This is a genomic window from Roseovarius litorisediminis (genome assembly GCF_900172295.1).
Lineage (GTDB): Bacteria > Pseudomonadota > Alphaproteobacteria > Rhodobacterales > Rhodobacteraceae > Roseovarius > Roseovarius litorisediminis.
In genome coordinates, this window is record NZ_FWFL01000002.1 from 439,244 (window position 1) to 455,047 (window position 15,804).

14 protein-coding genes are annotated in these 15,804 nt (G+C 56.1%); 4 read left to right on the forward strand and 10 right to left on the reverse strand.

The features are described 5' to 3' along the window. Positions 1 to 239: 239 nt before the first annotated feature. Entirely contained in the window at positions 240 to 1,139 is a 900-nt protein-coding gene (locus tag PEL8287_RS05470) for a hydroxypyruvate isomerase family protein (RefSeq protein ID WP_085891333.1), read from the reverse strand. Positions 1,140 to 1,350: 211 nt separating this feature from the next. Between PEL8287_RS05470 and PEL8287_RS05475 the strand changes: the two genes are divergently transcribed. Both PEL8287_RS05475 and PEL8287_RS05480 read left to right on the forward strand, forming a co-directional pair. Further along, positions 1,351 to 1,932 (forward strand): uracil-DNA glycosylase family protein, encoded by a 582-nt coding sequence (locus PEL8287_RS05475; protein WP_085891334.1) that lies wholly within the window; start codon positions 1,351 to 1,353, stop codon positions 1,930 to 1,932. A 320-nt stretch (positions 1,933 to 2,252) separates the two neighbouring features. Continuing rightward, the gene (locus tag PEL8287_RS05480) at positions 2,253 to 3,038 is read left to right on the forward strand and encodes an SseB family protein (RefSeq protein ID WP_085891335.1); all 786 of its coding nucleotides are present in this window, start codon (positions 2,253 to 2,255) and stop codon (positions 3,036 to 3,038) included. 66 nt (positions 3,039 to 3,104) lie between these two features. Here PEL8287_RS05480 and PEL8287_RS05485 read toward each other — a convergent pair whose 3' ends face one another. From PEL8287_RS05485 to PEL8287_RS05530, 9 genes are all read right to left on the reverse strand, one after another. Then, positions 3,105 to 4,037: a 2-hydroxyacid dehydrogenase gene (locus PEL8287_RS05485; RefSeq protein WP_085891336.1), complete on the reverse strand. Its 933-nt coding sequence runs from the start codon at positions 4,035 to 4,037 to the stop codon at positions 3,105 to 3,107. Positions 4,038 to 4,041: 4 nt separating this feature from the next. Continuing rightward, positions 4,042 to 5,181, reverse strand: coding sequence for a rod shape-determining protein RodA (gene rodA / locus PEL8287_RS05490; RefSeq protein WP_085891337.1), 1,140 nt, complete (start codon positions 5,179 to 5,181; stop codon positions 4,042 to 4,044). Further along, positions 5,178 to 7,121, reverse strand: coding sequence for a penicillin-binding protein 2 (mrdA, locus tag PEL8287_RS05495; RefSeq protein ID WP_085891338.1), 1,944 nt, complete (start codon positions 7,119 to 7,121; stop codon positions 5,178 to 5,180). Before mrdA ends, rodA begins: the two co-directional genes overlap by 4 nt. Further along, entirely contained in the window at positions 7,118 to 7,657 is a 540-nt protein-coding gene (locus PEL8287_RS05500) for a rod shape-determining protein MreD (protein ID WP_085891339.1), read from the reverse strand. The genes mrdA and PEL8287_RS05500 overlap by 4 nt, the downstream gene beginning before the upstream one ends. Then, positions 7,650 to 8,567, reverse strand: a complete 918-nt coding sequence (gene mreC / locus PEL8287_RS05505) for a rod shape-determining protein MreC (RefSeq protein ID WP_085891340.1) — start codon at positions 8,565 to 8,567, stop codon at positions 7,650 to 7,652. Before mreC ends, PEL8287_RS05500 begins: the two co-directional genes overlap by 8 nt. A 31-nt stretch (positions 8,568 to 8,598) precedes the next feature. Next, positions 8,599 to 9,645 (reverse strand): rod shape-determining protein, encoded by a 1,047-nt coding sequence (locus PEL8287_RS05510; RefSeq protein WP_085891341.1) that lies wholly within the window; start codon positions 9,643 to 9,645, stop codon positions 8,599 to 8,601. A gap of 243 nt (positions 9,646 to 9,888) precedes the next feature. Beyond that, a complete protein-coding gene (locus tag PEL8287_RS05515; protein ID WP_085891342.1) occupies positions 9,889 to 10,686 on the reverse strand; it encodes a TIGR03032 family protein in 798 nt (265 codons plus the stop codon). Positions 10,687 to 11,299: 613 nt separating this feature from the next. Further along, positions 11,300 to 12,466, reverse strand: a complete 1,167-nt coding sequence (locus PEL8287_RS05525) for a M24 family metallopeptidase (RefSeq protein WP_085891344.1) — start codon at positions 12,464 to 12,466, stop codon at positions 11,300 to 11,302. Positions 12,467 to 12,503: 37 nt separating this feature from the next. Then, complete coding sequence (locus PEL8287_RS05530; protein ID WP_235862205.1) at positions 12,504 to 12,884, reverse strand: GntR family transcriptional regulator; 381 nt, start codon at positions 12,882 to 12,884, stop codon at positions 12,504 to 12,506. Positions 12,885 to 13,017: 133 nt separating this feature from the next. On the opposite strand from PEL8287_RS05530, the gene PEL8287_RS05535 reads away from it, so the two are divergent. Both PEL8287_RS05535 and PEL8287_RS05540 read left to right on the forward strand, forming a co-directional pair. Further along, positions 13,018 to 13,887 (forward strand): phytanoyl-CoA dioxygenase family protein, encoded by an 870-nt coding sequence (locus PEL8287_RS05535; protein ID WP_085891346.1) that lies wholly within the window; start codon positions 13,018 to 13,020, stop codon positions 13,885 to 13,887. Positions 13,888 to 14,574: 687 nt separating this feature from the next. Further along, complete coding sequence (locus PEL8287_RS05540) at positions 14,575 to 15,705, forward strand: VPLPA-CTERM sorting domain-containing protein (RefSeq protein WP_085891347.1); 1,131 nt, start codon at positions 14,575 to 14,577, stop codon at positions 15,703 to 15,705. Positions 15,706 to 15,804: the final 99 nt, after the last annotated feature.

A 15,804-nucleotide genomic window follows, 5' to 3' on the forward strand; every position in this document is an offset into this window, starting at 1 on the left:
CGGAAGCCCATTGGCCAAGGTCGAGGTTTCATTGGTCTGCCAGGACAGGTCTGCAAAGCGGATGGTGAAATGGATCACAAAACTGACGATACAGAAATGCCGCTTTCTGCACCGGCAAAACGCGGCAAAAACTGAAACAACAACAAGCCTGAAACCCTCTTTTACGCAATCTGACTATGCTGGAGTGTGCGCAGACCGCGAAGCAAATTGAGCGTTTCATCCATGTGTTCAAACGGTCGTCAGATGAGTTTTCGCCAAGCCAGGCCTGTTTCTGTCTTTCCGGTGGGTCTGTATTCGCATCCGAACGGGCCTGAATACCCCCGGGTCTGAAATTCCGGTAGAAGCGCGCAATAGTCCAGCGCTCCGGGAAATGGTTCGGCCCGCTTCTCGGCGGCTGCGATTTGAACATGGCCAATCTTGTCTGCGTGGGATGTGAAGCGGCCTGATACATCGCCGCTTTCGCGGTGGATATGGTAGCAATCAAAGAGGATCTTCAGCCGTGGGCTGTCAACTTCGGACAGAATATCGGCAGCCTGTTCTATGGTGCGCAGGAAATAGCCCGGAACCTGCTCGGACGATACTGGCTCAATCAGGATAGTTTTCTCAGAATTGGCAAGTGCGTGGCGCAGGGTTTGAAGATAGGCCTGATGCGCGTCCGGGCCGGAGACAAGACCAGCCAGAATGTGTATTGCCCCTGCACCGATATCCTGAGCGACCTCAACGGCATGATCGACATCGCGTTTTGCCTGATTGCCCGCTTCAGGTAGTGCGGCACAACCGAAAGTTTCACCCATGTGAACATTGAGGCTGAATACCGGAAGGCTGGTCTCTGCCAGAACATCCTTAAGCGCCGCGCGATCGGTTATTTGCGCCTCGTCATGAAACTCTACGCCTTCAAAGCCATAGATGGCAGCCTGGCGGATGCGGTCAAGGAAAGGCCGTTCCTTCCAGAGAAAGCCCGTGTTGGCAGAAAATTTGAAACTGGTCACTGCGGCCGGCCCTTGTGTGATCTGTTGGGGAACCAGAACTTTGCGGACGGTAGCCGCAGCGTCAAGCCGGTCCATGGCATCGTTTAGATCATCAAAAGCTATGATGCGCGAGAGCCGTTTATCAACCGGCAAGGTGCCGTCGCGGATCATGGCAAGATCTCGTGACTGGGAACGAAATGCCCTTGTAAGAGCCTTTCAGCGTGTGCTCATTTGCGGCAGTGTATTCAAAACTGCTATCCAAGAAAAACGCACTGAAATATTTTGTTCTACCCTCTGAATGTAGGGCTGACAGGCAAAAGGCGTTTTGCCTGGCGCAGGGCAGATCGGGTATCGAGGAATAGTAGTCAGATCGGGAGGTGGAATGTCGGAAGACCTGAAAACTCTGTTGGCTGGAATGCGAAGTTGTTCGCTATGCGACGGTTTGGAACTGGGGGCGAAACCGATTTTCAAGCTAAGTCAGAATGCAAAAATTCTTGTTGTGGGCCAAGCCCCGGGTCGAATAGCGCACGAAAAAGGACGGCCATTCGATGACCCTTCAGGAGAGCGACTGCGTTCGTGGCTTGCGGTAGACAAAGCAGCTTTCTATGAAGACGATCGTATTGGAATTTTCCCGATGGGTCTTTGTTTTCCTGGAAAAGGTCGTAGTGGAGACAACCCGCCGAGATCTGAATGCGCGGACACCTGGCGGTCACGCGTCATGGCCGCACTCAAAAACGTGGAGCTGACACTTGTGCTTGGCCGCTACGCAATCGCATGGCATCTGCCGCAATTGAAGAACACGCCTGTGACAGAAGCGGTAAAGCACTGTGCGGAAGGTAAGAATGGGATATTTGTACTGCCGCATCCAAGCCCTCGAAACAATCGGTGGCTGCTGCAGAACGACTGGTTTGAACAACGGGTTATCCCCCGAATTCAAGACCGCGTAGCTCGACTTTTGGGGTGAGGATAAATTTGCGGATCCGTTAGGTTTTCCATCTTGCTGTCCTATCAATCAGAAAGGCAGCCTATAGACAGTTTTGTCGTGGGATTAAAATTTATACGATCATAAAATAAGGGGCGTATCCCCGTGTGAAAGCATCAGACGCCACGCAATCCTTATTTCCCTGCTTATGATACCTGGGGAACAGGCTTGCCGCGACCATGCACCGCGGATTATCACCTTGCCGCATCCGTCGCAGCGCAATACCGATTGGTCAAGGAAAGCCCCGCAGTTCGAGGCCACTTTGCTGTCAGAATTACATAAGCAGATGCTAAAGGTTTCATATGCCTGAACTGACAAGACTGGACGCTGCCCATGCAGCGATGGAGGCCACACCTGATGATGCCTCGGTGCGGATGCGGTTTTACGACAAGCTGGCCGAGGCCGAGCTTTTTTTGCTTCTGAGTGCTGAGGCGAAAGGTGATCAGATAACGCCGGAAATTTTTGATTTGTCGGATAATTCCTTTGTTCTGGTTTTTGATCGCGAGGCGCGATTGGCGCAATTTACCGGCTGTGCATCCCCCTATGCCGCGCTGACGGGGCGAACGATCGCCAGGATGTTGGCACCGAATGGGCTTGGTCTGGGGCTAAACCTTGAAGTCGCGCCATCATCAATTCTGATCCCGCCCGAGGCGGTGAAATGGCTGGCACAAACCCTGGAGTCGATCCCGGCAGCGGTTGAAGCTCGGGTGGAAAAATTCCACGCCCCTAAAGGCTTACCTGATGAATTCCTGCTGTCTCTGGATGCAAAGTTAGCCGGATCGGAAGGGTTGGCGCCTTTGGCCTATCTGGTGGGCGTGACTTATGAAAACGGGGCGCAGGGGCATCTTTTGGGGTTTGTCGATGCACAGCCTGGAGCGGAACCGGCGCTGGCGCAGGCAGTGTCAGAGGCGTTAATTTTCGCGGGGCTTGAAGCAGCAACGCTGGACGTTGGTTTTTTTGCAGCCAGTGATTCCGCGGCGCCGCGTCTGGCAGCTTGTGGCCTGCGGTTTGATCTGCCACAGCCGCTTGCGCAGCCGGTGCGGTCTGCGCCAGGCTCGAACCCGGATAAACCCCCTATTCTCAGATAGGCACAGCTGCTACATCTTAGCCAATATGGGCTGGTTCGAATGTGCGGACGCGCTTTTTTTGGGTTTTCAGTAGCCCAGATTGCGGTCAACCAGATACAGAAATGGTTCGCCTGCTTCACCGCGCCGGACGTTTTCAGCGATCACGCGGGCCGAAGTGATGGGCCGGGTTTCCGAGGCGATGTGCGGGGTGACCGTCACCTTTTCATGTGCCCAGAACGGATGTTCCGGCGGCAGAGGTTCCTGCCGGAAAACATCCAGCGTTGCGTGGCCGATCTGGCCCGTTTCCAAAGCTGCCAGCAGCGCGTGATCGTCAATCAGCGGTCCGCGGCCAGGGTTAATGATCATTGCTCCCGGTGGCATCAGCGCCAGCGTTTCGGCGTTGATGATGTTTTCGGTTTCACCGGTAAGCGGTAGCAGAAGAATAAGAATCTCGGCACTGCTGAGCGCTTTGCGCAGCCCTTCATCTCCAGACAGGCAGGTAATCCCTTCAACTGATTTGGTTGTGCGGCTCCATCCTGTGACCGGGAAATCCAGACCTGCCAGCGCCAGTGCACAGGCCTGTCCAAGTTCCCCCAGCCCCAGCAGTGTCACAGGTCGGTCTGAGGCGAGCGGCGGTATAACCTTGCGCCATACACCATCTTGCCCAAGAATGTGCCGGTCCATACCCAGGTGATGGCGCAGCGCGTGTCCGGTGACCCATTCCACCATGCCCTGCGTAAGACCGTCGTCCACCATCCGCGCCAGCGGGATGCGCAAGGTATCGTTGCCCACCACATCCTCGACCCCGGCCCAAAGGTTTAACACCGCCCTGGCACGGCTGAAGGGGGTAAAATCCTGCAGCTCGCTGTTGGGGGCGTAGATGATATAGTCAACCTGATCAGCGGGCAGGTCCATGGACAGATTGGCATCAACACCCTGCTCGGAAAAGGCTGTTTTCAGGGGGATTTTGTAGGTTTCCCACCGCTCAGGAAGGGCGGCAAACAGGACATTGACGGACATTATTCTACCTCGGTTTATGGATATGGGCGCTTTGAACCAGGCCAAAGCCAAGCATCAGCACCAGCATGGCCGAGCCACCATAGCTGACCAGCGGCAGCGGCACACCCACCACCGGGGCCATCCCCATGACCATTGACATATTGACCGCAAAGAACAGAAAAAACGTGGCGGCGACACCAAGGATCAGCAGCGATGAAAACCGGTCGCGGTTCGAGATTGCAGCCGAAATACAGAACACGATGATCAGCGCATAGAGGCACAACAAAGAAAAAGCGCCGATAAAACCGAATTCCTCGGCCAGGGTCACAAAGATGAAATCGGTGTGTTTTTCGGGCAGGAAATTCAACCTCGATTGGGTGCCCTGCATGAATCCCTTACCCGTCCAGCCACCCGAGCCGAGGGCGATTTTGGACTGGGTGATATGGTACCCATGGTTCAGCGGATCGCTGGATGGATCAAGGAAGGTGTCAATGCGTTTGAACTGATAGTCCTTCAGCATCTGCCACGGGGTGCCGCGACTTTGAAAAACGGTGGTGATCAGCCCGACCCCTGCAGCTACAACGGCGGCAAAATAGGCCCAGTGGACGCCTGCCAGAAACATGATCAGACCGCCGGCTATGATCAGCAAAATAGATGTTCCAAGATCCGGTTGCCGCAGAACAAGGGCAACCGGAATAAGAATGAATAAAACGGGTAGAAACACCCATAGGGGCCTTGAAGTTCGTTTTGTCGGCAGCCAGTCGTAATAGGCGGCCAGCAGCATGACGAGGGTGATTTTCATCAGTTCCGAGGGCTGAAGGCGCATGAACCCAAGGTCGATCCAGCGCTGGGCCCCCTTACCTTCGGAGCCGACCAGTTCGACGGCGACAAGAAGAAGGACCGAGATCAGATAGGCCAGGACCGACATGTTGCGCCAGAACCAGATCGGGACCATGGCCACGAACATCATTACGGTAAAGCCCAATATAAACCGTTTCATCTGCGGCTCGGCCCAGGGTTTAAACGACCCGCCAGCCACCGAATAAAGCATCAGGAAACCGACCGAGGCCACCGAGACCAACAGGATCGCCAGTGGCCAGTTGAGGTGAAGCACCTTGCGCAGACCTGTTGGTGTGGTTTTGACAGAGTATTCAAGATAGCTCATGCGCGGTCGCTTTCGTCACCGGCGGTGTGTGGGCGGGCGCGGCGTAGCTCTTCTTGCCGTTTCTTTACAATGCCGCGATCTTTTTCGGGGTAGACATCAAGCGGCGGGTCATCCCCATAAAGAGCCTGCAGAACAATATCGCGGGCAACAGGGGCGGCGGCTGTCGAGCCACCCCCGCCATGTTCGACAACAACGGCCACGGCGACCTTTGGGTTGTCAAACGGGGCAAAGCTGACGAACAGGGCATGATCGCGCTGTTCCCAAGGCAAGGCGCTGTTTTTGCGCACGCCAGTGGCGCGTTCACCGCTTGAGATGTTACGCACCTGGCTGGTGCCGGTCTTGCCCGCCATGCGGAACGCGTCTTCGATGATGCGGCTGCCATAGGCCGTTCCACGGCGGTTGTTCGAGACCGCATACATCGCCTTGCGTACCTCGCGCAGCAGGTTTTCATTGAGACCCAGATCTTCGCCATGGCCGGTGGGTTGTTCAACGCCGTTGACCGATTTGATCAGACGAGGGGTGACCGAGCGGCCGGTCGCAAGGCGTGACGCCATGACGGCCAGTTGTAGCGGCGAGGTCAGAACAAACCCCTGGCCGATCGCTGCGTTCACGCTGTCGCCGATCACCCAGTCGGTACCCTTGTTTGCAAGTTTCCACTCTTTGGTGGGCGCCAATCCTTTGGCGACGCTGGTCAGCGGAAGGTCATAGGCAACCCCAAGCCCGAGCCGCATCGCCATATTACTGATGTTTTCAATACCGGTGCGCAGAGCCATTTCGTAATAATAAACATCGCAGCTTTCGCGCAATGAGCGGTGCAGGTCGACATTTCCGTGCCCTGCGCGCTTCCAGCAGTGAAATCGGCGGCCGCTGACCTTTAGGTGGCCGGGGCAGTACACCGTATCGTTCAGACTTGCGTGCCCGTTCTCGAGTGCGGCAAGGGCCGTTACCATCTTGAAAGTCGACCCCGGGGGATAAATGCCCTGTACGGCCTTGTTCGGCAGCGGGCGGTATTTGTTGTCCAGCAGAGCTTTGTAGTTGGCTACGGAAATGCCGCGCACAAAAAGATTGGGATCATAGCTGGGCGATGAGGCACAGGCCAGCAAATCGCCGGTTTCGCAGTCGATGACCACGGCGGCGGCACTTTCGCCCTCAAGCCGTGCGCTGACATAGGATTGCAGGTTATTGTCGATGCTGACCTGCAGGTCAGCGCCGGCTTGCCCCTCTTTGCGGTCCAGTTCCCGCATGACCTGACCGGTGGCATTCACCTCGACGCGCTTTGATCCGGCTTTGCCACGCAGCAAATCCTCGCGTTTGGCTTCAAGTCCGATTTTGCCGATCTGGAACCGCGGAATCAGCAAAAGCTGGTCAGGGGCGTCGATCTTTTCAAGGTCACGGTCGCTGACCGGGCCAACGTATCCAACCAGATGGGCATAATCCTTGCCGTTTGGATAGCGGCGGGAAAGACCCACTTCGGGTGTTACACCGGGCAGGGCGGGGGTGTTGACCGCTATACGGCTGATTTCGTCCCAGCTAACGCGTTCGGCGATGGTTACGGGGGTGTCGCCGCGCAATTCACGCAGGTCGCGCATGGCGCGTCTCAGCTCATCAGGATCCAGTTCGACCAACCGGGAGAGGCGGGCAATAACCTCGTCAACGTCACCGGCCTCTTCGCGCACCATGGTGATACGATAGCTTGGGACGTTTTCGGCGATAACGGCGCCATTGCGGTCAAAGATTCGGCCGCGGGTGGGCGGAATGAGACGGATGTTGATCCTGTTTTCATCCGCCAGCAGGCGAAACTGATCCGCCTGATCCACCTGCAAGTACCGCATACGCAGGGCCAGAAGGCCCATAAAGCCGACTTGCGCCCCACCCAGGATCAACCCGCGCCGGGTGATCAGGCGATGGCTTTCGGCGCTATCTTTGGGTGCGCGTCTCATAAGCGTCTTCCATGGGCATCAAGGTCACCAGGGGCAAGTTTGCGTACCCCCAAGATGGCATGTGACAGCCAGACCACAAGCGGGTAGGCCAACAGGGTCATGACAAGCTGCATCGCGCTTAGCCAGAGAGGGGCCTGATCAACCAGAAGAATTGCCAGAATAAGGCGAAAAGCCAGCGTCATCGCAATCAGCGTAGTTGTAACTGTCAGCCATTCGACGGGAAATGCCAGTTCGCGCAGGCCCGGCGCGCGTGCGCGCAGGGTTTCACTGCCCAGCAGGACCAATGCCGCCCACAGACCGGGTGGACGCTGGAACAAAAGATCAGTCAGGACAAAAACCAGCGCAACAAGCAAAGGCGGTACAAATTCCGGCCGCCGCACTACCCAGGCAAAGGTGAGCGCCAGCACAAGATCCGGCCCGGCCCACCCTCTTGGCACGGTGTTGACTGGCAAAAGGTGCATGAACACGACGATCAGGCACAGCAGCAAATAAAAGCTGCGCATGATCCAGAAATGTTGTCCGCTACGTTCAGCCATCGCCAGCCTCGACAGGGTCGGTGGCGGTTTCCTGTTCCTGATCAGGGAGAGCGGCCGGGGCAATCAGATTACCGGGATCGGAAATGGATTCATGGCCGTAGTTGCGCAGGACGCGTAGAAATTCCAGCCGCTCATAGTCGGCGGCCAGACGGACGCGCATACGTCCGCCCGGATCTTCGGCAATCTGCCCGACCAACAGACCGGCGGGAAAGACCTCGCCATCGCCCGAGGTCATGACGCGGTCGCCCGGACGGACCTGATCGGGATTTTCAACGAAATCGACATGCGGTGACGTGGTGTTGTCGCCGATCAAAAGTGCGCGCTGACCAGAGGGCTGGACAAGCACGGGTATACGACTCGAAGTGTCTGTCAGCAGGATAACCCGGGCCGTTTTGTGCCCTACGCCCGAGATGCGCCCGACTAGTCCCAGCCCGTCCATGGAGGCCCAGCCATCGACAATGCCATCGCGGGCGCCGACGTTGATAAGAACCGATTGGCGAAAAGGCGAGCCGCTATCGGCCATGACAACGCCGGTGATATAGGTCAGGCGCGGGTCAAGCTGCACATTGTTCAGATCCAACAGACGGGCGTTTTCCTGACCCAGTTGCAACGCCGCTTCTTTCCAGGCTTTCATGCGCTGAAGTTCGCGTCGAAGTTCCTGATTTTGCTGATATATCCTTTGGTAGCTTTGAAAATCACGCACGATATTTATAGCTCCGGTCACAGGTGCCATGGCCCAATCAAAGCTAGGAACGACGCGGTCTATGATCTGAGCGCGGAACCGTTCGACCCGTGGGCTATCGATCCGCCAGAGCAGGAAAATACTGATAAGGCACAATAACAAAACCCCGATCAGCAGGCGCTTGAGCGGGCCGGTATAGTCTTCGTCTTGTGCTCGGTCCTTTGCCAAAAGGTCCCCCTTTGTTCAAAAGGTGGGCGTCTTAGCTGTCGTAGTCAATTGCATGGCGCAACTGCTTTTCGAATTCCAGCGCTTTGCCGGTGCCCAGTGCCACGCAATTCAGGCTGTCATCGGCAATGGAAACCGCCAATCCGGTCTGTTCGCGAAGGGCCAGATCCAGATCACCCAGCAGGGCGCCGCCACCGGTCAGCATTACGCCGCGATCCACAATATCAGCGGCCAGATCCGGTGGGGTGGCTTCAAGTGCTGTCATCACCGCTTCGCAGATGGCTTGTACGGGTTCGGCCAGCGCCTCGGCTACTTGTGCCTGGCTGATCTCGGTTTCTTTGGGCACACCGTTCAGCAGGTCACGGCCCCTGATCTGCATCGAGCTGCCACGTCCGTCGTCGGGCATACGGGCAGTGCCAATCGACGTCTTAATCCGCTCGGCTGTTGATTCGCCGACCAGCAGGTTTTGCTGGCGACGCAGGTAGCTGATGATTGCCTCGTCCATGCGATCACCGCCGACACGGACCGAGCGGGCATAGACGATATCGCCAAGCGACAGCACGGCAACTTCGGTGGTGCCACCGCCGATATCGACAACCATGTTGCCGGTGGGGTCGGTGATTGGCATGCCCGCACCAATGGCGGCGGCGATCGGCTCGGCAATCAGGCCGGCGCGGCGCGCACCTGCGGACAGAACTGACTGGCGGATCGCGCGTTTTTCAACCGGTGTCGCGCCATGGGGCACGCAGACGATGATCTTGGGCTTGGAAAAGCTGGAACGTTTGTGGACCTTGCGAATGAAATGTTTGATCATCGCTTCGGCGGTGTCGAAATCGGCAATCACCCCTTCGCGCATCGGGCGGATGGCCTCGATGCTGCCAGGGGTGCGGCCCAGCATAAGCTTGGCGTCTTCACCGACGGCGAGCACCTTTTTCACGCCATCCTTGATGTGGTAGGCAACAACCGAAGGTTCCGACAGGACGATGCCACGGCCCTTGACGTAAACCAGTGTGTTGGCTGTTCCCAGATCAATCGCCATGTCCGAGGAAAACAGACCGGGGATTTTATGCAATATCGACATGTGCGCCAGCGTCCCGCCGTGAGAATATGTAAATCGGCCCGCGACTCTGCATCACGAACCGTCGTCCTTATAGTTGGCAGGTCGCACGGACGAAAGGGCCTGTTTTAACCCTGTAAGCATCAAACTGCCGGGGCGGGGCTTTGCAGGCCGTTTTGATGGATTGCGCCGGGTATGCAGCCGGAAAATGATTGGCCATGATGCCGCGTTCGGATCGCGCTGTCGCATATATCTTGGTCTGCGGATTTAGACATAAAGGTGTGAGGGGCGAAAGATTGCGTTTATGTTGTCGCTTTCCACGTCCGTTACAAACGGGCGCTGTGCGGCGGGAATGATGCAGACATCGTAAATCTCGGACGCGATGCCATCAATTGTAAGGCTGTGCTTTATCTTGCCGCTACGCAGATCAATTATCGAAATCTGGCACTCAGGCTCGATTTTCTTGCGGCTGAGAATATCATTGAGTGGCGTATCATCGTTGCCTTCGAAAACGCCGGTTTCTCTTGGTTTTGAAGATCCGACAAAGGCGAAATTACGCCAGAACGAAATGCCCCGAGTAAAGCCGGGGATAAAGCAAATTGGCGTGTATTGCCCCGTTTTGCGGTCAATATGGCCAAATTCACCACAGCCGCTGTTTGCAACATAAAGCTCTCCCTGATGGAGTTGCGGCGAGTGTGGCATATGCAGGCCCCGGCAGATCACTTCATTTTCCGTGACGTCCATTACAATGCCGCTGGCCTCACTTTTAGGCAGCTCCCGCCAACCCCGCAGGCGGTCAGTTTCCGCAAAGGCCGTCACATATTTTGGCTTTCCATTCTCAAGCGCGAGACAATTCAGATGGCATTTGTCGCCATATTCGAACTTGCTGATGAAAGGTGGTTTCCAGACCGGTTCGAAACTCCATTTGGGGTGTAGTTTGCCAATGCAATTGAAGTTGCATGAAATGAAAAAGACGCCTTCGTCTGAAGCCCTGACATCATGCAGGTTAATCATGCCTGTTGTCGTGGCGGAATACTGGGCCGGCGCCGCAAGGCCTGATGCCAAACCGGATATCCGGGTGGCGATCCAACGCGCGGCACTCAGAATGAATATGAAAAGGCAGGCTGCTCGCCTGCCTTTCTCTATTTTAAATCAGCCGCTTACCGCTATCGCCGCAATCCACGCTGGCTGCGCGGTAGGGGTTCGATGTGAACAACAACAATGCCAGGAAAAAGGGCCCTGTCCATGCTTTGTGTGATCCCCTGTCCGCCAGGGTCGTTGCCATAACAGCTCGGCCCTGATCTCCTTGAAGAGGGGTTCGACCGCTGCGTTGTCATAGCATCTGCCCCTTCCGCGCATCGAAATCTTGAAGCCATGCAGGCGCAGAAGCTTCTTCCGCAGCTCCGCGATCTCGCGTTCGAGATTGGCCTGGAAAGTCGGCTTCTCAGGATTGCGCCGATCCTGTTGGATCCAGCGGCTCAGTGTTGAGAAGCCGATGCCAAAATCTGCGGCCACCTGCTTGCGTGGCAGCCCACTCGTCAATGCTACGCGCACCTCTTCCGCGACAGGTCAGTCTTGGGGGTACATAATCCCATAGTTGCTTGCAGGGTTGTCGAAGGGCCAGAATTCCAGCATGTCGGCGTCGCCTCCGGGTTGGTGTTTGCGCATCCGTTTCCTCTTATATGACCGGAAGTTCGGGGGCCGCACGCGTTGTCAAAAGGCGACCGCCCTCTGATGTCACGACGATGTTTTCTTCGTGCACCATCATCATACCGTCACCGTAGGACAGCGAGGGTTCCAGCGTCAGCACCATATTTTCCTTCAGCTCTGTGGTGTCGAAGGCCGCATGGCTGGGTTGTTCGGTCAGTTGCATGCCAAGCCCGTGACCAAGCCGTCCGATGTCTCCACCGCTGTCGTCCATCTCGGCAATCACGGCAGACATGGCCTGGAACAGATCCCGGCAGGTGGCACCGGGGCGGGCGGCGGCGATGCCGGCTTCGGTTGCACGCCAAAGCGTGTCGTAAACGCGACGGGCCCTGTCATCGGCCGTGCCAATTGCCCAGTTCCGGTCAAAGTCGCAGAAATAGCCGTCCCAGGTGCAGCCCGTGTCGATCATCAAGACATCACCGTTCTGTAATGGACGCCGCGTTGGGGGTGAGATCACATCGGCATAACCGCCTTGTTGCGCGCCGCCGACCACATAGGGCGCATCATCGGCGCCCTGGGCCAAAGCCTCGCGACGGAACTGACGGAAGGCTTCGTCAAGTGGCATGCCGGTCGACACGATTTGCGGTACGCGGGCAAAGGTAGCAGAACCGATGGCGCAGATATGCGCCAGTTTTTCGATCTCGCCAGCGGATTTGACCATTCGCAACCCCTGAACCAGCCCTGTGGCATCGCCGATCTGCAATCCCGGCAGGTTCACGATCAGGCGTTCCCAGTCGCCCAGCGGCATGCGCAGCGCAGTTTCGTGGCCTTTCATCACGCCAAGTTTCGCCCCACTGGAGGCCAGAGGCGACAAAAGCTCGGTCAACAGGCTGATACCGTCATCCTGCGGGGCAGGGGCGCTCCATGTGCGGATGTCGTCAAGCCAGGACCGGCGCATCAACTCGGCGCCAATCTCTGGAATAAGGGCGATGGGTTTGCCTGTGGACGGGACAAAAAGAAACCACGGTCGCGTCGGGCTTTGCCAGAACAGGGTGTGGAAACCACTGAAATAACGCACATCCGGTTCGCTCATCAACAGCAGGCCGTCCAGGCCCTGATCTGCCATCCTGGCCTGCGCATTTGCGGTGCGGGTTTTAAATTCGGATTCCGGAAATCCGCGTTGCATGATTTCAGACATGTTGCACCCTTTTTGCTTGATTGGCGTATCTTTGGTTTCAGGCATTTTGATTGACAAACGCACGGGCAGAGAATTCGGTCAGTTCGCCGCGCCACATTTGAAAGCCGGTGCAGAACGGTTTGCCCGCGTCATCGCGGATCACCTGTTCCAGTTCGATGCCGGTGGCCAGTGCGTCGGCGGAAAAGCTGATCATCCGGCTGATATCATAGGTCAGACGGGGTGGCGAAACGAAGCGCCCGCGCCGTTGTTCGCTATAGGCCAGCCCTTCCAGTTCAAGCACCTCAAGCGCGCGCCGGGAGGTCATCCGGCTGACATTGAATTGCTCAGCCACCACGCGTTTCGATGGCAGCGGCGCGTGTTCCGGCAGGGCACGGTCAACGATCTGTTGGCGCAGTGCATCGACGATTTGCCGAAACATGGGGGCTTCGGATGTCTGAGGTCGGGGCAATTGGGCGGTTACCTTGGCAGGATTCATCTTTGTGTATCACCCTGCCTGGTATATCCCAAGGATTAGTCTGGTATATTCTAGGGACGGTGATGGTAAAACGGATATGGCTCAGCTGACACAGGATCAGAAGGATCAGTTCTGGCGTGACGGCGTTCTTGTGGTCGGGGACGCAGTGAGCCCTGAGCAACTGGCCGATTTGCGCAAGACGTTTGCGGGCTGGGTCGAGGAAAGCCGCGCCCATCAGGACGACTACGGCGAGACGCTGGATGGTCGTCCACGCTTTGATCTGCAACCCGGGCATAACGCCGAAGTTCCCGGCCTTCGCCGGGTCCAGTCGCCCGAGGAGATATCAGAGGTTTTTGCAAACACGATGCGCAATGCCCGAACGGTCGATCTTTGTGCTGAACTGATAGGTCCCGGCATCCGGTTTCATCATGGCAAGGTTAATTCCAAACTTCCAGGCACGGCAACCAAGGTCAAATGGCATCAGGATTTCCCGTTTGAGCCTATGACCAATGACGACATGATCACCTGTCTGCTGTTCATTGATGACGTGACGCTGGAGAACGGCCCGCTGGAGGTCATCCCCGGCACGCACAAGGGGCCGATTTATTCGCACTGGCGCAATGGCGTGTTTACCGGGGCCGTTGCCGATGATGTGATAGAAGGGCGCGAAAGCGAGATCGTGAAATGTACCGGCAAGGCCGGATCCGTCTGCTTGATGCATGCCAACCTGCTGCATGGCTCGGCACCGAACCTGTCGAATGATCCGCGCACACTCTACATTGCGACCTACTACGCCGAAGATGCGATAGAGCTGAGCCCGAACCATCTGCCCAGCACTCTGACACATGAATTGGTTCGAGGCGAAGCGTCGGGACGGGTGCGGTGTACGGCATATCAGATGGAATTGCCCGTAGTCCCCGAGGGCACGTCGTTTTTCGCACAACAGGAATCGGCTGACGCTGGTTGATCAAAACCCTTCCCGATGCGCGGTACCTGTGTTCAATTTCGTCGCGCATTATGCAAATATTGCGAACTGGCCTCGCCTTTTGCCGCATACCAGTTCAACAGCCGCTTTCTGTGACAGGCGTTATATTCAAGCCTGAAGGTCGCCCAGACCGGTACGTCCACTTCAAAGAATCATTACCCATTGCTTTTTCGAAAGTTTCGCAGACAGACTTGATTTTGAATTATTTCATCAAATTTAGGCATCGAAGCACTATGATTATAATTGTTCTGATAATGGAAACGCTCTTTTTTATCGACCGTTGGGGAGATTGATTTGTTCAGAACAAAGGAATGTTACGGCCTTCGCAGTTAAACCAGCAAATTTCTTGCGCCAGAATTCTGTAGTTCCGTGGTGAAAATATTTTAAGTGCTTATGCTGGCTTAATAAAAGGTGAAACCTTGGGCCGTCGTAGCGAGAAGATCACTCTCGCCCCTCGAACTGGTTTCATATTGCATCTGTTGTTTATTTTGATCACAAACCCGTGAGATTGCAAAGCGCAGCCAAGCGCAGAATGCGTCCGGAACCCGGTGCAGAACGGCCGGAAAAGTTGACTTTTCATGCATTTACAAGTTACCGTCAGCCGACGGGCGTAATTTTAGCCCGGCAAGTAAACTTTAATTTTTTTGTTATTTCTGGGGGGAAATGACCATGAAAAGACTTCTAACCCTGTTTGCGGTGTTGGCGCTGTCGGCGACTGCCGCATCCGCCAGCCACTTCCGCGGCGGAACTCTGATTCCTTCCGTAGATGCTAACGGCTTGCTGACAGTTACCGGCGAAAGCTTTTGGCGCAAAAATTCTTTCGGAGCAATTAATAATATCACCGTCACCGGCCCGGGTGGAAGTGTTACTGACGTCCGCACAAACATAGTATCCGACGACGCAGTCACTGACTCGCGCCGGTTATCTGTTGTCGAGACCTTCGAGGCGCAGCTGACCAGGGCTGGCACATACACGATCAGCTTCTCAAGTTGTTGCTGGGTTGGCGGTGTACCCAATAACACGACCACAAGCAGTTTCGGGCTTCAGTCCGTCATCGTCTGGGATGGGCAAACCGCTACGACACCGATCAATTTTTCGCTGAACAATATTCAGCAAGAGGTCTCGCGCTTGTCGGCCTATTCCGACAACCTAGGCGTTACGGGTCCCGGCCCCTTCACGTACGACGATACGTTCCTTGCGACCGGTCTTGGGTCCAACCCTGCCGGGTATGACATCGACTCAAACGGTACGATCACCATGCCGTTGTCAACTACCAGTGCGATTTTGGACAATACGTCGAACACAGGTAGCGGGATCAACGAAGGTGCCGACCTTGCGCATTCGGGCCAGATCAATTCCGCTGATGGCTCGTCGGTTCAGTATGTATGGGTGTTTGATGCCACAAATGCCGCCGGCAATAATTCTCCGGATGTTGATGACGTTGTCATCAATGCAGTCGTTGGCGACAATATCAACACGCTGATCACCGCGATTGACCCTGACGGGGACCCTGTGACGCTGTCACTCACGTCCTTTAACGGGCCGGGTGGCGCTGTGGGCAATGGCGGGTTCGTCGACAACGGAAACGATACCGGCACGTTTACCTGGAATTCGAATGGTTTCGCTCCGGGCACGTATATCGCGGCGATCCTGGGCTCGGACGGGTCACTCACCGATACTGGTTCGATCAGGATCAACCTGACCGCACGTACTGGCGGCCAGGTCCCGCTTCCGGCAACCGCCTATCTGATGATTGCAAGTCTTGGGGCGCTGGGCGCGATGCGCCGCCGCAAGAAGTAACATCATTGCGCGTCGTCTGATGCAGTCTGGAAACCGAAAACGGGCCGATAGAATATCGGCCCGTTTTTTTCGTATATTGTTTTACGCATTAAAGAATTT